The 18,067-nt window shown below is 43.1% G+C and carries 22 protein-coding genes; 19 read left to right on the top strand and 3 right to left on the bottom strand.

Translation table 11 applies throughout. The features are described from left to right. Positions 1-517: 517 nt before the first annotated feature. The 3 genes from MHH63_RS14605 to MHH63_RS14595 all read left to right on the top strand — a co-directional run bounded on the left by MHH63_RS14605 (position 518) and on the right by MHH63_RS14595 (position 1,812). A complete protein-coding gene (locus MHH63_RS14605) occupies positions 518-667 on the top strand; it encodes a hypothetical protein (protein ID WP_341171715.1) in 150 nt (49 codons plus the stop codon). Positions 668-800: 133 nt separating this feature from the next. Then, positions 801-950 (top strand): hypothetical protein, encoded by a 150-nt coding sequence (locus MHH63_RS14600; protein WP_175619945.1) that lies wholly within the window; start codon positions 801-803, stop codon positions 948-950. A gap of 463 nt (positions 951-1,413) precedes the next feature. Further along, the gene (locus MHH63_RS14595; RefSeq protein WP_076218040.1) at positions 1,414-1,812 is read left to right on the top strand and encodes a DnaJ family domain-containing protein; all 399 of its coding nucleotides are present in this window, start codon (positions 1,414-1,416) and stop codon (positions 1,810-1,812) included. Positions 1,813-1,950: 138 nt separating this feature from the next. On the opposite strand, the gene MHH63_RS14590 is transcribed toward MHH63_RS14595, so the two are convergent. Continuing rightward, complete coding sequence (locus tag MHH63_RS14590) at positions 1,951-2,373, bottom strand: GNAT family N-acetyltransferase (protein ID WP_341171714.1); 423 nt, start codon at positions 2,371-2,373, stop codon at positions 1,951-1,953. A 139-nt stretch (positions 2,374-2,512) separates the two neighbouring features. Here MHH63_RS14590 and hrpB point away from each other — a divergent pair, with 139 nt between their 5' ends. Further along, positions 2,513-5,005, top strand: a complete 2,493-nt coding sequence (gene hrpB / locus MHH63_RS14585; protein ID WP_341171713.1) for an ATP-dependent helicase HrpB — start codon at positions 2,513-2,515, stop codon at positions 5,003-5,005. A gap of 98 nt (positions 5,006-5,103) precedes the next feature. Then, positions 5,104-5,688 (top strand): general stress protein, encoded by a 585-nt coding sequence (locus tag MHH63_RS14580; RefSeq protein WP_076126136.1) that lies wholly within the window; start codon positions 5,104-5,106, stop codon positions 5,686-5,688. 806 nt (positions 5,689-6,494) lie between these two features. On the opposite strand, the gene MHH63_RS14575 is transcribed toward MHH63_RS14580, so the two are convergent. Next, complete coding sequence (locus MHH63_RS14575; protein ID WP_341171712.1) at positions 6,495-7,394, bottom strand: LysR family transcriptional regulator; 900 nt, start codon at positions 7,392-7,394, stop codon at positions 6,495-6,497. 104 nt (positions 7,395-7,498) lie between these two features. Here MHH63_RS14575 and aroC point away from each other — a divergent pair, with 104 nt between their 5' ends. The 7 genes from aroC to MHH63_RS14540 all read left to right on the top strand — a co-directional run bounded on the left by aroC (position 7,499) and on the right by MHH63_RS14540 (position 12,490). Next, the gene (gene aroC / locus MHH63_RS14570; protein ID WP_341171711.1) at positions 7,499-8,554 is read left to right on the top strand and encodes a chorismate synthase; all 1,056 of its coding nucleotides are present in this window, start codon (positions 7,499-7,501) and stop codon (positions 8,552-8,554) included. A 161-nt stretch (positions 8,555-8,715) separates the two neighbouring features. Continuing rightward, positions 8,716-9,573: an NAD-dependent epimerase/dehydratase family protein gene (locus MHH63_RS14565; RefSeq protein ID WP_341171710.1), complete on the top strand. Its 858-nt coding sequence runs from the start codon at positions 8,716-8,718 to the stop codon at positions 9,571-9,573. Between the two features lie 33 nt (positions 9,574-9,606). Beyond that, the gene (locus MHH63_RS14560) at positions 9,607-9,801 is read left to right on the top strand and encodes a hypothetical protein (protein ID WP_076126143.1); all 195 of its coding nucleotides are present in this window, start codon (positions 9,607-9,609) and stop codon (positions 9,799-9,801) included. Positions 9,802-9,934: 133 nt separating this feature from the next. After that, a complete protein-coding gene (locus MHH63_RS14555) occupies positions 9,935-10,636 on the top strand; it encodes a hypothetical protein (RefSeq protein WP_341171709.1) in 702 nt (233 codons plus the stop codon). A gap of 52 nt (positions 10,637-10,688) precedes the next feature. After that, positions 10,689-10,946 (top strand): hypothetical protein, encoded by a 258-nt coding sequence (locus MHH63_RS14550; RefSeq protein WP_341171708.1) that lies wholly within the window; start codon positions 10,689-10,691, stop codon positions 10,944-10,946. 48 nt (positions 10,947-10,994) lie between these two features. Next, positions 10,995-11,429, top strand: a complete 435-nt coding sequence (locus MHH63_RS14545; protein ID WP_143766419.1) for a hypothetical protein — start codon at positions 10,995-10,997, stop codon at positions 11,427-11,429. 122 nt (positions 11,430-11,551) lie between these two features. After that, on the top strand, positions 11,552-12,490 hold the full coding sequence (locus MHH63_RS14540) for a GNAT family N-acetyltransferase (RefSeq protein ID WP_076301885.1): 939 nt from the start codon (positions 11,552-11,554) through the stop codon (positions 12,488-12,490). A gap of 34 nt (positions 12,491-12,524) precedes the next feature. Here the strand turns inward: MHH63_RS14540 and MHH63_RS14535 are convergent, their stop codons facing one another. Beyond that, complete coding sequence (locus MHH63_RS14535) at positions 12,525-13,415, bottom strand: GNAT family N-acetyltransferase (RefSeq protein WP_341171707.1); 891 nt, start codon at positions 13,413-13,415, stop codon at positions 12,525-12,527. A 348-nt stretch (positions 13,416-13,763) separates the two neighbouring features. Between MHH63_RS14535 and MHH63_RS14530 the strand changes: the two genes are divergently transcribed. From MHH63_RS14530 to MHH63_RS14500, 7 genes are all read left to right on the top strand, one after another. Next, positions 13,764-14,027, top strand: coding sequence for a GNAT family N-acetyltransferase (locus tag MHH63_RS14530; protein WP_341171706.1), 264 nt, complete (start codon positions 13,764-13,766; stop codon positions 14,025-14,027). Between the two features lie 410 nt (positions 14,028-14,437). Continuing rightward, positions 14,438-14,614, top strand: a complete 177-nt coding sequence (locus MHH63_RS14525) for a hypothetical protein (RefSeq protein ID WP_341171705.1) — start codon at positions 14,438-14,440, stop codon at positions 14,612-14,614. 249 nt (positions 14,615-14,863) lie between these two features. Then, positions 14,864-15,025, top strand: a complete 162-nt coding sequence (locus MHH63_RS14520) for a hypothetical protein (RefSeq protein ID WP_179087443.1) — start codon at positions 14,864-14,866, stop codon at positions 15,023-15,025. A 588-nt stretch (positions 15,026-15,613) separates the two neighbouring features. Further along, positions 15,614-15,973: a helix-turn-helix transcriptional regulator gene (locus MHH63_RS14515; RefSeq protein WP_036686667.1), complete on the top strand. Its 360-nt coding sequence runs from the start codon at positions 15,614-15,616 to the stop codon at positions 15,971-15,973. 93 nt (positions 15,974-16,066) lie between these two features. Further along, positions 16,067-16,450: a DivIVA domain-containing protein gene (locus tag MHH63_RS14510; RefSeq protein WP_036686669.1), complete on the top strand. Its 384-nt coding sequence runs from the start codon at positions 16,067-16,069 to the stop codon at positions 16,448-16,450. A 213-nt stretch (positions 16,451-16,663) separates the two neighbouring features. Then, complete coding sequence (locus MHH63_RS14505) at positions 16,664-17,536, top strand: PRD domain-containing protein (RefSeq protein WP_076126156.1); 873 nt, start codon at positions 16,664-16,666, stop codon at positions 17,534-17,536. A 22-nt stretch (positions 17,537-17,558) separates the two neighbouring features. Further along, complete coding sequence (locus tag MHH63_RS14500; protein ID WP_076126158.1) at positions 17,559-18,065, top strand: PTS sugar transporter subunit IIA; 507 nt, start codon at positions 17,559-17,561, stop codon at positions 18,063-18,065. The last annotated feature ends 2 nt before the right edge of the window (positions 18,066-18,067 follow it).

Raw genomic sequence — 18,067 nt, 5'->3', positions numbered from 1 at the left:
CAGAGGGAATAAGCCTGAATTTGTGAAATAAAGTCATCTGAGTCCGAACGTTATATGGTGGCGAGGATGCATCGGCGTTGCGGACTGTATTGCAGCTATTTGGAGTTTTTGGTGTGTTTATTAGAAGTATCGGACCGCATAGCACTTATTGCTGCGATTTTGAACAAAAGTAGGGCGTATTTGAGCGAATAGGTGCAACTGAGTCCGATAGCAGAGGGAATAAGCCTGAATTTGTGAAATAAGGTCATCTGAGTCCGAACGTTACATGGTAGCGAGGATGCATTGGCGTTGCGGACTGTATTGCAGCTATTTGGCGTTTTTCGTGTGTTTATTAGAACTATCGGACTGCATAGCTCTTATCGCTACGATTTTGAACAAAAGTAGGGTGTGTTTGAGCGAATAGCTGCAACTGTGTCCGATAGCAGGGTAAAAAGGACTAAATTAGTGAAATAAGGGCTGCTGGGTCCGAACGATCTATGGCGACGAAGAGGTAATGAAGGTACAAAGGATGTAGTATATGAGCAAGAGCTACTGGTTTCGATCGGTTTGCGGAGGCCTGGATTCGCTAATGGATCGGACTGTATTGCAGCTATTTGGTGTTTTTGGTTTGTATTTTGAACATATCGGACCGCATAGCGCTTATTGCTGTGATTTTGAACAAAAGTAGGGCGTGTTTGAGCGAATAGCTGCAACTGTGTCCGATAGTACAGCGAAAAGGACTAAATTAGCGAAATAAGGGCTGCTGGGTCCGAATGATCTATGGCGACGAAGAGGTAATGAAGGTACAAAGGATGTAGTATATGAGCAAGAGCTACTGGGTTCGATCGGTTTGCGGAGACCTGGATTCGCTAATGGATCGGACTGTATTGCAGCTATTTGGTGTTTTTGGTTTGTATTTTGAACATATCGGACCGCATAGCGCTTATTGCCGCGTTTTTGAACAAAAGTAGGGTGTGTTTGAGCGAATAGGTGCAACTGAGTCCGATAGTACAGCGAAAAGGACTAAATTTGTGAAATAAGGGCTGCTGAGTCCGAACGATCTATGCGACGAAGATGTAATGAATGTGTAATGAATGTGTAATAAAGGATGTAGTATACAAGCAAGGGCTCCTGGGTCCAAACGTTTCACGGTGGCCAGTGTATGCTGACATTGCGGTTATGGGCTTAGAATATGCATTGTGTACGATAGTTACAGAGTCTGAGCTATTCAACTGTGCGAGGAGGGCAAGGGGCATTTGAGTAAATAGCTCGCCATCCCTATAGTTAACAGCATAGGAAAGATCTGAGAAAGCATTCCGGCACCTTGATGCAAATCCTAAGTCTTTTATGCTAAAATTAACGCAATTCCGTAAAATCTACTTTTGCTTAGGCAGGGTAGTTAATAGTGTGGCATTGGTGAAGGAGGCTGCGTATATGGGGATGATGTCTTGGTTAGCTGAGCAGCGGATTCAGGAGTCTATGCGTAACGGGGAATTTCGAGATTTACCTGGGCATGGCAAGCCGCTGGAGCTCGAGGATTTATCGGGTGTGCCGGAAGAATTGCGGATGTCTTTTAAAATCATGAAGAACTCCGGACTGGTGCCTGAGGAAATCTCTCTGCGAGCTGAATGTGTTACGTTGGAAGGATTGCTAGCGGCTTGTCATAATAGCGGAAGTGCAGAAACCAGTGAGGGCAAGGCTTTGCGGTCAAAACTGTCTATGAAAAGACTGCGTCTACAGGAGTTATTACGTGAGCGCGGCTTGGATAGTAACCCTGCTTTTATGCAATACAGTGCTCAAATACACGAACAGATGATAAAGGAAGAGGAATAACGCTGGTTACGTTACTGCCTAAATGCCTACAGTCATTTGGACATCAGAATAAATAGTGTAAAATAAAAAGGCATCTCTTGGTCGTTTTAGACAGAAGAGCTGCCTTTTTGCTTGTTATGTGTAACTAAACATGTATACTCATCTAATTTGTTTAAAATATACCCATTCCGGATCGCCATCATCTAAATTCTCAATGACTCCGCTTTTAACAAACCCTTGAGAAAGACATAGTTGCTGCATGATCGTATTGGATTCATTGGTGGAGGTGAAAAGCTTGGGGGTTGGGCATTGTTCCTCGATGTAGCTAAGGAGTGTTTTGGCTATGCCTAGGCGTCTGAACTCAGGATCCACAATGACCAGCTGAATAAAACAGCATTCGAAAAAGGTGGTATCGCAGCAAGCAAATCCTACAAGCGTTCCATTATGCGATGCTACGTAACACTGCTCATGCTTGATATATTTTTCAATCTTCGATTTGCGGCTTTCATTGCCAATGATCTTGCTGTCTATTTTGGTGAGCATGGGTAGATCTGAAATTGTAGCTTTTGTTACGAATATCATAGTAAGTCTCCTTATTAATATTATAGAGGGTATGAATGGTAAGTCTTGATCTTTAAGGTTTTTTCACACATGATGAAAATGATCTAAGATAACTTCAAGGAAAATTATAACATATGATTATAGACGATGGAGAGATAGAATGAAACAGCTTCCGATTATACAGGTGCTTCCTGACCTGAAAAACATACTTAACACTGCGCAGGCAGCTGTACTTATCGCTGAACCGGGTGCAGGCAAAACAACTGGAACGCCTCCGGCGTTTTTGGACGAGCCTTGGATGGCGGGTAAAAGCATTTTAATGTTAGAGCCTAGAAGGCTTGCTGCTAGATCTGCCGCCACTTACATGGCATCCTGCCTTGGAGAAAGTGTTGGACAGACGGTAGGTTATCGGATGCGGAATGACACTAAAGTAGGCAAAAATACGCGGATTGTTGTAGTCACTGAAGGAGTATTAACGAGAATGCTGCAAAGCGATCCTTCTTTGGGTGATGTGGGTTTAGTTATTTTTGATGAGTTCCATGAGCGCAGTCTTCATGCGGATTTGGGACTTGCCCTTACACTGGAAGCACAGGCTGTGCTGCGGGAGGATCTAAGGATTCTTATCATGTCAGCTACCTTGGACAGTGAGCGGGTGTCTGCTTTACTAGGGGATGCGCCTGTAGTAAATTGTCCGGGCAGAACCTATCCTGTAGAAACAATCTATGTGCCAACTACTGGGAATTTTCCACTGGAAAAAACTGCTGCAGCTGCTGTGAGACGTGCGCTTGCTGAACAACCCGGAGATATTCTCGTCTTTTTACCGGGGGAAAGAGAAATACGCAGAACTCAAAGTGAGTTGGAAAATGGAAGCTTGGCAGAGCAGACGGTAATTCGCCCTTTATATGGCCAGCTGCCACAAAATATCCAAGATGCAGCTGTGGCTGCATCTGTTCAAGGTGAACGAAAAGTAGTGCTCGCGACTTCTATCGCTGAGACAAGTCTAACGATTGAAGGCGTGCGAACGGTAATTGACACAGGGCAGCGTCGTACACAGGTATTCTCACCACGCACAGGAATGCCAAGTCTGACGACAGTCCCGGTATCGAAAGCCTCCGCGGATCAACGGCGGGGACGTGCCGGACGAACAGCCCCTGGCGTGTGCTACAGGCTGTGGAGTCAGGAGGAGCATAATCGACTTCCGGATGACAATGTGCCGGAGATTATGCAGACGGACCTTGCGCAGCTCGCTTTGGAGCTGGCGCTGTGGGGCGTGCGCGATCCTGCCGCGCTATCTTGGCTTGACGCGCCGCCCGCTGCGCCTTATGCGCAGGGCACCGCGCTGCTGCGCCAGCTCGGCGCGCTGGACGCCGGCGGCGCTATTACGCCGCACGGCCACAGCATGGCCGCGCTTGGCGCGCACCCGCGAGCCGCGCATATGCTGCTGCGCGCGGCAGAGCTTGGCACAGCACCGCTCGCCTGCCGGCTGGCGGCGCTGCTGCAAGAGCGGGACCTTTTCAAGGGTCCCGCGGCCCTAGATTGCGACCTCACGCTCCGCGTTGAGGCGCTGCTCCGGTTCGAGCGCTCCGCTGATAGCGGCGGAGCGGACCCGGCGGCTCTGCGCGCTGTGCAGCGCGAGAGCCGCCATTTCCTGGCGCAGCTGCAAGCCGCGCCGGGCGAGAACGTGAACGACATCAGCCGCTGCGGGCTGCTTCTGTCGTTCGCCTATCCCGACCGGATCGGGCAGAAACGCGGCGATGGCGCGTTTCTGCTCTCCTCCGGTCGGGGGGCGGCCATGCGGGAAGGGCAACCGCTGGCCCGGTCATCTTATATCGTAGCTGCTTCGATCGATGATCGCGCTACACAGGGCGCAATTATGCTGGCAGCTGAGATAGAAGAAGGACAACTGCTTTCCTATCATGCAGACCGCATCACCGAGGAAGCGGATGTGTATTGGGATAAAGAAAGTGGAAGTGTGAAGAAACGTCGTCGCACAATGCTCGGCGCGTTGGTCTTAAAAGAAACTTCACATGAAAGACCCTCCGCGGAAGAAATGGCAAATGTACTATTAAGTGTCATTGCTACAGATGGCATTGAAATCCTACCGTGGGAGAAGGGAACCATACAGCTTCGCGAACGTTTGATGTTTATGCATACCTTACGTTCAGATTGGCCGGATGTATCAGATGTTGCTTTAATTGCTACTTTGGATGAATGGCTTTTGCCATATCTGCAAGGTATGAGGAACCTCCGCGACCTTCAGCGTGTACCGTTAGCGCGAGCGCTTGAGGGGATGTTAGACTGGAATCAGCGGCAGATGCTGGAAAAGGAGGCACCTACACATATATCTGTTCCTAGTGGCTCGCGTGTGCCTGTAGATTATACTAATCCTGCTGCCCCGGTATTGGCAGTAAGATTGCAAGAGATGTTTGGACAGCTGGACACACCTCGAATTGGAGGGGGAAAATTGCCAGTATTGCTGCATCTTTTGTCACCAGCTAGACGACCTGTGCAGGTAACCTCTGATCTAGCAAGTTTTTGGCGGGGGACCTATTTTGAGGTCAAAAAAGATCTGAAGGGACGGTACCCGAAGCACTATTGGCCAGATGACCCATTACAGGCTATTCCGACTAATCGTACACGTCCTGTAAAATAATTTATGGTTACATATGCTCTTGAAATTTTTCCTTAGATGTTTGGTCTCCCGTTTAAAGGGTAATTACTAGCGAAGACAATTACTAAGGAGGGCTTCAAGTGACTAAAAAAATCGTAGGTATTTTCGACACAGAACAAGAAGCAACCAGAGCAATTGAAGGACTTCACAATCAAGGATTTAATAATGATGAAATATCAGTAATCACACGTGATCGTGATGAGCTTAGAAACATCTCAGAGGATACAGGCACAAAAGCTCCAGAAGGAGTAGCAACAGGCGCTGCTACAGGTGGTGTAGTTGGCGGCGTTGCCGGACTATTAGCAGGGATCGGAGCATTGGCGATTCCGGGGATTGGACCGATTCTGGCGGCAGGGCCTATAGTTGCAACCCTTACAGGTGCAGCAGTTGGTGCAGGCGCAGGTGGATTAGTCGGCGGCTTGATCGGACTCGGTATTCCTGAGGATGAGGCTAAAGAGTACGAAGGTTATGTGGAAAGCGGCAAAATCCTTGTACTAGTCGATGATAATGGACGCGGCTATCAAGCACATGATGTGTTCCGCGGTAACCGTTCGCTGAATACTCAGCGTTACGAAGGCGTCTATAACGAAGACACTAGACTAGGAAATTCGATGGCTAACAGAGCGGATCGGACGGCTGAAGTCTACAACCGTGATAAAATATAAACATTATCATAACCTGCTTTTTAAGCGGTAAAAGGTTACAAGGAGCGATTCTCCGATTAATGGAGAATCGCTCCTTTGTATTTTTAGTCCATCGCGCCTCCCTTAATCACCCTTTGCTCATCTTCTTCTGAGGGGGACGGACCCAGATGACGCTATTGGCTAATTTTTGCTCTTTGCAGCAGGATTTCGGACTCCATGGACGCTATTCTATAGAATGAGGCTCATATTTGCTGTTTTTTATGCCAATAGCTGCAATGGGGTCCGATAGGGCTCCAAATATCGGATAATATTGCGTTTAAGGTCCGCTGTGTCCTTTGCTACTACGTACTTGATCGTTTCGGAGTGTCCTTATGCTGCTACGCACGTGCTGTCCTTGTATTGCTACGTAAGCGCACCCGGTCACGTGTCCTTATGCTACAGAGTATTCGCATCGGATTGCAACTCTGAACGTGCCCCGTTACGCAGTGTCCTTATGCTGTTACGCAGTGTCCTTAATACTACTACGCACGTGCTGTCTTTGTACTGCTATCTATGCGTACCCGATCACTGTGACCTTTGTTGGAGGGGCATCGTTCCGCTGACGTACATGCACCGTTCCCTAGAGTCCTTTTACTATTACATACGTGCATCGTTCCACTGTGTCCTTGTATTGCTACGTAAGTGCACCCGGTCTCTGTGTCCTTATCCTACTGAGCATACGTCCACGGTTTGCTGCTAAGAAATCCCCCCGTTCCGCAGCGCCCTTATGGTTGCTAAGCACATGCCTCGTTCCGCAGTGTCCTTATATGCTGCTACCTTGCACGATCTTAATCAAGGATACGAAGCATGCGGACGAAAGAATCAGCTGCCACGGATAACCTCATATCGCGATGGATTGCGAAGCCTATATTCCGGGGTGGAGGGGGATCATCTAATTGCAACTCGAAAAGTTCTCCTTTTTGAATCTCCTCAATTACAAAAGAACGGCTAATAAAGGCTACCCCGTAACCAAGTCTTGCAAATTCAGAGAGTAAATCGATGCTGCCCAGCTCTATATCTGGTTTAACGGACAATCCCTTACCAGCAAACCAATGATCAACAAACAGTCTGGTGCTGCTTTCTGGGGATAATAAAATAAAAGGTAACTCTGCAAGTTCTTTTGCCGTAAGCGAACGGTTTGCCAGTTGCTGAAAGGCTCGTCCCACTACAAAACAATCCTCAAGGGTGGCAAGCGTCTGAATACTTAATTGTGGATCGTCAATAGGCATATGGACGAGCGCACAGTCTATTTCGCCTTCTTTCAAACGTTTGGTGATCTCATGCGTTTTTCCGTGTGATAGCCGAATTCGTATGCCGGGATATTGTTTGTGGAATGCGTTCAATTGCGGAAGCAAAAGATTTTTTATAAGGGAATCACTCGCTCCAATCCGAACTTCTCCCTCGTTTAACTGCTTTAGATTGTGAAGATGCTTTTGTGCAGAATCCAGCATGACTAAAGAGGGCTCAACATATTCCAATAACGCCAGTCCTTCCTCAGTTAGCTCTACACCTTTAGATAAACGATGAAATAATTTGAGACCTAAAGAATCCTCCATTTGTTTAATGGCATAACTTACGGATGGCTGTGTAATATGCAATTCATTTGCAGCTTTAGTTAGATTTTTGTAACGAGCCGTATATAAAAAAATGCGATACCATTCAAGGTTAAAGAATTTGATATAGATCACCTCTATGACAGTCTATTGAAAATGTGATTTCATTAATTGCAACAATCTTATTATAATTTGGATATATAAATAATAAAAGAGTCGGCAATGGAGGTTTGAATATTATGGCAGGTAACACATTTGGAGAAGTATTCAAGATTACTACCTTTGGAGAGTCACATGGTGCAGCGGTTGGGGTCATAGTGGATGGAGTTACACCTAATGTTGAAATTGATGAAGCATATATTCAGAAACAGATGGATAGAAGGAAACCAGGCCAGTCCTCTGTAACTTCACCGCGTAAGGAATATGATGTGGTGCAAATACAATCAGGAATATTCGAAGGGAAAACAACCGGAACTCCACTCTTTGTAGTTCTGTACAACAAAGATATGAAACCGGAGGCCTATAACGATATTCAGCATTCATTTAGACCCGGCCATGCGGATTATACTTTTTTGCAGAAATACGGAATTCGCGATCATAGAGGCAGTGGACGGGCATCAGGCAGGGAAACAGCGGCAAGAGTAGCTGGCGGAGCGATCGCTCGGAAACTGCTCGAAAGAAGAGGGGTTGAGGTACTGGCCTACACGCAAGAGGTCGGAGGGATTAAGTGTCAAACCTTTGATGAAGATGTTATTGAACAAAATGCAGTCCGCGCCTGTGATGCTAAGGCTGGAGCTGAAATGATTAAAAAAATTGAACACTTAGCTTCGATTGGAGACAGCTGCGGAGGTATCGTGGAGTGTCGGATTAGAGGGGTTATTCCGGGTCTTGGGGAACCCGTATTTGATAAATTGGATGCAGAGTTAGCTAAAGCGATGTTATCTATTGGTGCTGTAAAAGGAATAGAGTTTGGAGCTGGATTCGAAGCGGCCTTTATGCTTGGAAGTGAACATAATGACGCGATGAATAAGAATGGATTTCTTAGTAACCATTCCGGTGGGATTATAGGCGGAATCAGCACAGGAGAAGAGATTATTTTTCGAATAAGTGTAAAGCCTACATCCTCGATTTCTGTTACTCAACAGACCATAAACACGAATGGTGAAGAAGTAGAGATTAAAACGGAGGGCAGACATGATCCATGTATCTGTCCGAGAATCGTGCCGGTTGTTGAAGCAATGGCTTGCTTAGTATTGGAAGATCTTTATAAAAGACAAGCTGCTATTTTTGGATGAAACACTTTATAAAATGAAACAAATCAAAGACTGCACCTCTTAGCAATAAGCTGTGAGGAGCAGTCTTTTTTGCATATGTGGTATCATATGGATAATCATTCAAATTATGCTTTATCTCTAGCAATGCCATAAGATACAGTACAGCGAAAAGGAGGGAATAGATGAGAATCTTTGTTGCAGGTGCTGCAGGTGTGATTGGACGGTCATTGCTTCCTAAGTTACTACAAGCGGGTCATGAGGTTATCGGTCTGACCCATAAAGAAGAAAACAAAAGAATCCTTGAGAGCATAGGGGCACAAGCGGTAATCGCGGATGTGTATGAGCGTGAGTCTATATTTGCGGCTATTCAAGCAGCCCAACCTGAAGTGGTATTTCATCAGCTGACTTCATTAAGTCAGCGGAATTTTGCAGATAATTCAAGGATAAGAATAGAAGGAACACGAAATATTGTCGATGCTTCACTGGCAACCGGGGTTAAACAGATTATTGCCCAAAGTATCTCTTGGGCTTATGAAGCTGGTGAGGGACCTGCCACGGAGAATACTCCATTAGATACTAATGCTTCTGAATCCCGGATGAGAACCATTGAGGGTATCCGCTCACTTGAAAAGGCAGTTGCAGAAATTCCTAATCATGTGATTTTGCGGTACGGAATGTTGTACGGCCAAGGGACTTGGTATGATGCTGCGGGATTAATGACAGAAGAAATTCGACAAGGGAGACTGACTGCAACAGAAGCAGTTACGTCATTCCTTCATGTGGAGGATGCAGCTAACGCGGCGGTGTTTGCTCTGAATTGGCCTTCTGGTCCAGTTAATATTGTGGACAATGAACCTGCGCGAGGAATAGATTGGGTGCCTGTTTTTTCTGAAATCTTGGGAGCTCCTAGACCTCCTTTGCAAATGGGCAGAGAAGGCTGGGAACGGGGGGCGTCCAATACAAAAGCTCGAATGGATTACGGATGGAGTCCATCATACCCTTCATGGAGGTCAGGTTTTGCTCAGAGCTTGAAAGGTTAGAGATGAATCCAAACATGTACAAGGAGAGATAACATGAGTAAATTAAAGAATTTTTCTTTAGTAGTCGTGAATTTAATTGCTGATCTATGGTTTGGAATCGTTCGAAAACCAGAGTTTTATGATAAACACACCGTTACTAGAACAAAGAAAGGGTATGTCCTGTTTGTATCTATGGCAGGCATTATCGCAGTGGGTTCAGCTTTTTGGTTATGCTCAAGAATATATTAGAAAAAAGGCTGCCAATTGGCGGTCTTTTTTTTGATATTGGATGTCAGAAAGCTAGAATGTTATGTTATTACTTAATAGATGGTTAAAACAGGCTCCTTATTATGTTCAGCGCATAAGATTAATGTCTAAACTCATGGATGAAAATCGTGCCAAAGTGACGCTTATTGCCGCCTCAGCTGGGTTTGGAAAAACGACACTTGCGGCTGAATGGGCTCGTACTCATTCCGATGAGGTTGCATGGTTGTCGCTGGAACTTGCAGATAACCATCTTGTACGATTCTGGTTAAGCATGCATACCGCAATTGAGAGAATCTTTCACCCCTTTTTGAATCACTTAGATTTGATTATCCAGTCTGTTCGTGACGGTTCAGTAGAAACTGCGATTCCTCTTTTATTAAACGATCTGCATTCTCTTCCAGGCTCTATTACACTTATAATGGATGATTATCATGCGATTACGAATCAATCGATTCATGAAAGTATGGGCTTTTTCATCGGACATCTTCCGGCTAATGTGAAGCTTGTAATATTGAGTAGAACCCTCCCGCCACTCCTCTTATCCCGCCTAAGAGCACAACAGGAACTACTAGAATTAAGTAACGATGATCTGAGATTTACATTTGACGAAATTGATGAGCAACAATCTCAATCCTTGAGCGAGCAGCTTTCACAAGATGAGTTATTTTTGCTTGGAAAAAAAAACAGAAGGATGGGCAGCGGGTTTAATTCTTGCTTTCCGCTCTTTTTCAGGAAGGGCTGGTCTTGGAAGCTATCCAGCATGCTTTTGAGGCAGAGGATTATACGTTTTCTGCATCATGTATGGATAGGCTTTTAATTCAATTATCAAAGATGGCGATGAATCTACATTGCTAGATTTACTAGATAAGTTGTCGATCAAAAATATGATTGTGCACCCTGATTTATTTTATTTTCAAGCGGGTTCGATGGCTGTCGCTGGACGATCAGATGATGCCAAACGCTTCTTACAAAAGGTTGAACTTTTCATGGAAGAGGAATTTATTATTCCGGAAAAAGAGCAAGCCGTAATTCAAATGCGGTTGGATCTGTATCGTGCTTCGGTTGCATTTTATCAGGGGACGTGGATACGTTCGTTGAGCTATTGGACCAAAACAGGGAAGGCATAGAGAAATTTGCATCTATAGTAAACGTTACAAGGACATGGTTTTGTATTTTTGGCGGATCTTTTCTATGAACGGAATCATCTTAAAGATGCAAATGTCCAACTGGACAAAGCGCTTGTTATGTGTAATTCCACGAGGCATGTGAGCGTGTGGGTGCCAGGGGTTATTTTGCAAGCTAAAATGTTAAAAGCAATGGGTCATGTGGAAGATGCAGCGGAGGTTTTGCAGACAGCTATTGCGGAACTTAAGCAATATCATTCTCCTGGCAGGGAAAGATTGCTGGAAGCTGCATATATTCGAATTCAGTTCTCGCAAGGACCGTTAAGTAGCGGTGATGAATGGCTAACGAAAAGGCATATTAGTGCAAATGATAAACCTAATGTTGCCCGGGAATACGAACAAATCACACTCGCGCGTATGCTGATGGTCCGTCAAGCTTATCAAAAGTTAGAGGTTAAAAACCAGGTAAAGCCGTTTCTAAGATAAAAGAAAAGCATTTGCTTTAAATCGGCAAAAGATTAATATAACAGTTTATTACCAAACATTTACTTTAAGAAGTGATACTATGGAATACAGAAGGTGATAGGACTAGCGAGGAGGAAATGTAAATGCAATTAATGGCATGGTCTGAATACGAGATTTCATATGACTTAAATAATGATTATTCTATTCGTAAGGCAGACTCAGAAGAGTGGGGACTGTATTGTTCCATTTATTATAATATGCAATATAATGGTTTTTTTAAAGAAGAAAGGTTCAATTCTGCCCAAAGAAACGCTTTTTGGATTTATAAAGGCGAGTCTAAAATAGGTGGGGTAAGGATGTCACCTAACCGGATATATCATTTATTTGTTATTCCACCTTATAATGATACATTTGTGGTGCTGAAGCTACTAAAAAAGCTTTTGATTTATTGGTCAGATAGAACAAAACCTATAAAAACCTTCGAGGTTCTGCCAGACCAGGTTCAATTATTTGCGCGGGCGGGGTTTTGGCCTGATGAGTTCAGATGCCGTTGGATGCACCGTCCTACAGATTATTTTGAGGTCGAATGGAACAAAGAGTTAAGGATTGAAAGTCCTCAGATCGAAGATAATGGAATGGACGCTAAACGATTTATTCTTGAAGAGCAGATTGCCGAATGTAACTTTGCGAGCTTCGATGGAAGTCTTGAGGCAACAAGGAGAAAAAAATTCGCTTATGAAGATTTTATCCCAAGTGAAGAACCTAATTACACAAATGAAGAATTACTGACAGCGTCAACGCTTGTGTATGATAAGAAATCAGGACAGCTAATTGCGAATTGTCTTTTGGGTTTACAAGATGATTACGCAGCAGTTTACAGTATTGGTGTAATACCTGCTTACAGAGGAAAAGGGATTGCTACAAGGATGTTGAAAAGAGGACTTAATCTCCTGAAAGATAAGTATCCGATCCTAAGATTATATGTCATGGAAGGTAATGATGCGGAGTCTGTTTATTTAAATTTAGGATTTGTTCCTGGAGTACAAGAGATACAGAGTATGTATATCCCTATGCACGATTAAGAAAGGCTGCCAGATGGCAGCCTTTTTTTGTTAACTAGGCATGAGAGGTAATAGGAAACATGAAATGTTGAGGGAGTTCTTTTAATAACGGACGTATAAATAAGGTATCTTCACTCTGGGAAATTAATTCTGCCTTAACTTGATCGATTGGATAATCTGGTGTGAAATAAAAATGTATAACTTCAGTATCCGGAGAAATAATGCTTTTCAATACTGTGTTGATATCAAAACTTGTTGTACTAATAATATCAAAAATATGAAGCTGATGATCCTCATGTTTAAAGATCACAATAACGTCAGCCTCTTCAATATAATAAAAGGAATCGTGAAAAGGAAGAATAAAATAAAACAGCAGCTGATGTTCATTATTTATCACACTTAGCGCGGAGGATACCGGTGTTCTTTTGACTGCAAAATTTTTGATCATGCTAAAATCAACGGGGTTACCTATAGATAAAGGCCGCACAGAGTAGGTTGTAGTTGGCTGATTGCTAAGATGAGCAACATTAAGTGAATAGCTGCTTTCTTGCATGCGTTCAAACCCGAATTTAGGATAAAAATCCAAAGCGCGCTCATTAGCAAATAAGTAGAGGAAGTCGTATTCATGTTCGTACTTAGCGATAATGTGGTCTATTAATTTTCGGGATAAACCTTGCATGCGATAATCAGGATGTGTCATCACCGTCCCAATTTGGATGGCGTTGTATTCTTTTTTGTTGATGAGAATAGTCATTTTATTAATAGATGCATTCGCAATGACATGATCTTCATCGATAAAGGAATAACAAATATATTTGTCATTCCAGCCCCCTTGTTCATACCAAGGTTTAAAATCAATACCAAAGATTGATTGGGCTAAAGAATTGAAGCTAAGCTTATATTTATCGATGTGTTTATAATCGCTAATCAATTGATATTCATTCATAGAATATACCTCTATTTCAGATGATTTTGGGATTCGCATTTTATGAATATATAATACTATGCTTTTTAACCGTAAAGTTGATTTTAAAAATACTATACCAATATAATCCTGTAGATGTGTTATCATAATCTCTAAATTATTAACTCGGAGGTATAAGATGAGAGAGATAGATTACAGTCATTATTTTTGGCAGGATGAGAAAATAAGACTAAGATCCGTTCACATTTGCAGAATTCTCATCACAGCGGCTAATGTTTACGATCGAAAATCTGAATGGTGAATATGTGGGTGGAGTAAATCTTAATAGCATAGACGAAAAAAAATGGTACGTTCAGTATAGGCGTGCAAGTGGATAGAGATCATCGAGGTAAGGGGTATGGGACAAGAGCTATCAACATCCTGTTGAAGTATGCTTTTTTGGAGCTTAGACTCAACAAATTTAACGAATGTGCGCTCGAAGGTAACGAACCCTCAGCAGCTATGCTTAGAAAAGTGGGTTATGTTCAAGAAGGAGTGCGCCGTAAAGTTATTTATACAAATGGACAGTATTTAGACTTACTATTGTTTGGATTGACGAAGGATGAATTTATGGAGAAAAACGCTATGAAATAGTGCTTAGGAGAGGTTACTTGGAAAGCGGAGTGGCGCAGGGATTATAGCTGAGAAGGACGTTTAGAAAATGAACTTGGCAAAGTGGAACTTATTAGTTACCTAAAAAGCGATTCTTCAATAACTGGAGGATCGCTTTTTTGTGTTTTTCTTTTCGAATTGATATTCTATTGAAGCTTTCGGACCCAGAAGACGCTATTTGCATATTTTTCGCTTTTTCAGAGTAGTATCGGACTCCAGTGCAGCTATTCCTCAAGAATCGCTCTATTTATGTTACTTTTTATGCCAATAGCGTCCATGGGGTCCGATAGCACACCAAAAGTGGGAAAAAGCAGCGAATAGAGTCAATGGGGTCCGATAGTAGCTCGAACGAGCAAACTTGAACAAACTAAACAAAGAATGGGAGGAGGATCATGCAGAAGCATGTGGATTCAGATGGAGTTTGTATCGTGCAGAAGCATGCGGGTTCAGATGTAGTTTGTATCGTGCTGAAGTATATTGATCCAGATGGAGTTTGGTTTGCGCAGAAGTATGTGGGCTCAGATAGAGTTTATTTCGTGCAGAAACCTGTGGATCCAGATAGAGTTTAGTTCACGCAGAAGCTTTCGGACCCAGAAGACGCTATTTGCATATTTTTCGCTTTTTCAGAGTAGTATCGGACTCCAGTGCAGCTATTCCTCAAGAATCGCTCTATTTATGTTACTTTTTATGCCAATAGCGTCCATGGGGTCCGATAGCACACCAAAAGTGGGGAAAAGAAGCGAATAGAGTCAATGGGGTCCGATAGTAGCTCGAACGAGCAAAATTGAACAAACTAAACAAAGAATGGGAGGAGGATCATGCAGAAGCATGTGGGTCCAGATGGAGTTTGTATCGTGCTGAAGTATATTGATCCAGATGGAGTTTGGTTTGCGCAGAAACTTGCCGATCCAGATAGAGTTTGGTTCGCGCTGAAGCTTTCGGACTCAAAAGATGCTATTTGCAAATATTTAGCTATTTGAGAGTAGTTTCGGACTCCAGTGCAGCTATTCCCCAAGAATAGCTGTATATAAGTTACTTTTTATGCTAATAGCGCCCATGAGGTCCGATAGCACACCAAAAGTGGGAAAAAGCAGCGAATAGAGTCAACTGGGTCCGATAGTAGCTCGAACAAGCAACTGATCAAACTAAACTGATCAAACTAAACAAACCAAACAAACCAAACAAACCAAACCAAACAAACCAAACGAATCAGATTAAACAAAGAATGGGAGGGGGTGCAGAAGCATGCGGGTTCAGATAGAGTTTGTATCGTGCAGAAGCATGTGGACCTAATTCTACGAGGATCATTCTACGAAATCAACGATGTACAATCATTTATTCCATAATTTCACCATGTGAAAAATTCACAATAGGAAACCACAAAAAAACTAAGCTCTCCCTACCCACATCCACATAAATCATCCTATATCCCACCAAATCTCTATAAACAACGTAATAAGTGAACCCTCTACCAAATTTCAGGTTGTGAAAGTTGGAAAATAGTGCTTATACTAGAGTAATAGAAGGAAAGATTAGCCAACAACATTTACAACATGAGGAGGGTTTATATGGCGTTTATGATTGCTCAACGAGCGTTTATCAAAGTGTATCTTATAACAATGGTAGAACAACACCGCGGTTACGGATATCAAATGCTGGAGGATTTACGTCGGGATTTCAAAGCCCATGGTTATTCCCCTCCACAGAGTGAAATCTATCGCGCCCTGCATGAGCTGGTGCAGCAAGGGATTTTATATCGTACCAAGCAGCTTAAAGGCAATGACCCTAAAGTGGATTTTCAAGAAATCGTACTTTACCATTTCACCTCAGATGGAGAAGAGAAAGCAAAATTATATAAAAAGCAGGTAAAGACGGATCTTGACCGCTGCTTAGGCATTTTGAATAAAGCTGTTGTGGACAACTATTAGAACTGCAACTATAGTAATATTTTCAGGATGCGCTCACCCTGTTATAATGGTTACTGCCGGATGATTGCAGTATATACTTGGAGGTAGCAAAAGATGGATGAACATATGAAACGCCGGTTAGACAAACAGCGGAAGCTGTTCAGTCAACTTGGCATCACATTAGACGCTCTAACCATACATGAAAAAGAATTCAGCATGAAGCTGCGTGGCTACGATGCGGAGGAAGTAGATACATTTCTGGACAGCGTAATCAAAGATTACGAACGTTTCTATGCGACGATAGCTGATCTGATGGATAAATGGCAAGAGCAGCAGCTGGAAATGCGGGAATTAAAGGCAGAAACAAAAACAGAGGTTATCCAGGTTCCTGTTTCCCGAGGCATTGATCCAAAAGAATTGGAAGAGGTTATTCTGAGGCTTGAAACTAACGTCCGCCAGCTTAAAGATAAGCTTCCTCGCGTGGAAGAATTTTTATAAGGCGCTGTTTGGGATAATGGGAGCTCCGCTTGACATTTCTAAATTTACCATTGACGAGTTAGCTGTTCATGAATTATGATATGTTCATAAATGATCATTTATATTTTAGTGGCGTGTTACCGTTAAGGGCATGAGCCAAGAATTGTCTTTATTTCCATTAGACAATTCTTGGCTTTTTTTGTTCCAATTTGACGATAATTAGGGAGAGGAGTGATGAGCTTGTCGCGAGAGATCGAGCAATTTCAAGTACAGCGTGTAATTGGGAATAACGTTGTAATGGTTCAGGGAAGCAAAAACGGGAAGGAATATGTCATCATTGGCAAAGGTATTGGATTTGCAGTGAAGGGTTCTGGTGTGATCGAAGGAAATGATGCTCGGATTGAGAAGTTGTTTCGTCTAGAAGATCGCGAAGCCTGGAGCCAATATCAAGTTTTGCTGGAAGATATAGATCCTAAGGTAATGAAAATAACTGATGAGATAATTGCAGATATCCAAAGTCAATTTCCTGACAAGTTAAACGACAAGATTTATCTGGCACTCCCGAGCCACATACAGTTCACCATCTACCGTCTGCGCAACGGGATGGATATTATTAATCCGTTTTTGCAAGAAACCAAAATGTCATTTCCGAAGGAATTTGAGATCGCTTACAAGGCATCGGAGAAAATCAATGCTGAATTTCAAGTGCAAATCCCCGAAGATGAGATTGGATTTCTTACTTATCATGTGTATTCAGCCGTCAATAATGTATCGGTTGGTCAGTTAGTCAAGGCCTCTAATATTGTCAATGAGCTTCTAGACATGATTCAGCAAGAACGAAAGATAACTTTTGAGCACGGCAGTATGAATCATATCCGATTAATGATCCACTTGCGTTTTTCGCTGGAACGTATTTTAAAAGGATCACTAATAGATAATCCCTTTGTGAAACATATTAAGAAAGAATACAAAGAGGAATACAAGCTGGCTAAGAAGCTCGGTAAAGTAATGCAAAGATCGCTTGAGGTCGAAATTCCGGAAGAAGAACTATGTTTTCTAGCCATGCATTTGCACCGGTTATTTCAGACTTTAGTGAAATCAAATTAACATCTTAAGAGGAGTGGAGCATATGTTTTCCAAATGGAAATCAAAAAAAGAAGAGAAACATACTGAACATACCATCGAAATCATGGCACCAATCAGCGGGGAGTCAGTTCCACTAGCACAGGTTCCGGATGAAACCTTTGCTGGCGGTCATATGGGTAACGGAATTGCAATAAAACCATCTGAAGGAATTTTGAAAGCGCCTTTTGACGGTAGGGTTGCTCATATCGTGAAATCGAGTCATGCAGTCATTCTGGAACATTCCTCCGGTATGCAATTGCTATTACATATCGGAATCGATACTGTCAGCCTCAAGGGCAACGGTTTTGTCAGTCATATAACCTCTGGAGATCAAGTAAAAGCAGGTCAAACCCTAATCGAATTTGATCTGGACGTAATTCGCGCGGCAGGTTGTGACACAATTTCGCCTGTAATCGTGACCAGTACAGAGGAGAATCCACCTCAAGTAAGCGGACATTATGGTCAGGTTACAGCAGGACAGGATCTGATTCTTACCGTGGCTTCAAAGTAAAT

The sequence above is a fragment of the Paenibacillus sp. FSL H3-0310 genome, from assembly GCF_038002785.1.
GTDB classification, from domain to species: domain Bacteria; phylum Bacillota; class Bacilli; order Paenibacillales; family Paenibacillaceae; genus Paenibacillus_AQ; species Paenibacillus_AQ odorifer.
The sequence above is the reverse complement of the archived record's forward strand: the minus strand, read 5'-3'. Positions and strand labels throughout refer to the sequence as shown.

Excerpts from the sequence above, each read along its gene's own strand:
- MHH63_RS14605 (WP_341171715.1), top strand. The coding sequence starts at position 518 with ATGAGCAAGAGCTACTGGTTTCGATCGGTTTGCGGAGGCCTGGATTCG.
- MHH63_RS14555 (WP_341171709.1), top strand. The coding sequence starts at position 9,935 with ATGGATGAAAATCGTGCCAAAGTGACGCTTATTGCCGCCTCAGCTGGG.
- aroC (WP_341171711.1), top strand. The coding sequence starts at position 7,499 with ATGGCAGGTAACACATTTGGAGAAGTATTCAAGATTACTACCTTTGGA.
- MHH63_RS14500 (WP_076126158.1), top strand. The coding sequence starts at position 17,559 with ATGTTTTCCAAATGGAAATCAAAAAAAGAAGAGAAACATACTGAACAT.
- MHH63_RS14515 (WP_036686667.1), top strand. The coding sequence starts at position 15,614 with ATGGCGTTTATGATTGCTCAACGAGCGTTTATCAAAGTGTATCTTATA.
- MHH63_RS14560 (WP_076126143.1), top strand. The coding sequence starts at position 9,607 with ATGAGTAAATTAAAGAATTTTTCTTTAGTAGTCGTGAATTTAATTGCT.
- MHH63_RS14520 (WP_179087443.1), top strand. The coding sequence starts at position 14,864 with ATGCAGAAGCATGTGGGTCCAGATGGAGTTTGTATCGTGCTGAAGTAT.
- MHH63_RS14510 (WP_036686669.1), top strand. The coding sequence starts at position 16,067 with ATGGATGAACATATGAAACGCCGGTTAGACAAACAGCGGAAGCTGTTC.
- MHH63_RS14505 (WP_076126156.1), top strand. The coding sequence starts at position 16,664 with ATGAGCTTGTCGCGAGAGATCGAGCAATTTCAAGTACAGCGTGTAATT.
- MHH63_RS14535 (WP_341171707.1), bottom strand. The coding sequence starts at position 13,415 with ATGAATGAATATCAATTGATTAGCGATTATAAACACATCGATAAATAT.
- MHH63_RS14600 (WP_175619945.1), top strand. The coding sequence starts at position 801 with ATGAGCAAGAGCTACTGGGTTCGATCGGTTTGCGGAGACCTGGATTCG.
- MHH63_RS14565 (WP_341171710.1), top strand. The coding sequence starts at position 8,716 with ATGAGAATCTTTGTTGCAGGTGCTGCAGGTGTGATTGGACGGTCATTG.
- hrpB (WP_341171713.1), top strand. The coding sequence starts at position 2,513 with ATGAAACAGCTTCCGATTATACAGGTGCTTCCTGACCTGAAAAACATA.
- MHH63_RS14595 (WP_076218040.1), top strand. The coding sequence starts at position 1,414 with ATGGGGATGATGTCTTGGTTAGCTGAGCAGCGGATTCAGGAGTCTATG.
- MHH63_RS14540 (WP_076301885.1), top strand. The coding sequence starts at position 11,552 with ATGCAATTAATGGCATGGTCTGAATACGAGATTTCATATGACTTAAAT.
- MHH63_RS14590 (WP_341171714.1), bottom strand. The coding sequence starts at position 2,373 with ATGATATTCGTAACAAAAGCTACAATTTCAGATCTACCCATGCTCACC.
- MHH63_RS14525 (WP_341171705.1), top strand. The coding sequence starts at position 14,438 with ATGCAGAAGCATGTGGATTCAGATGGAGTTTGTATCGTGCAGAAGCAT.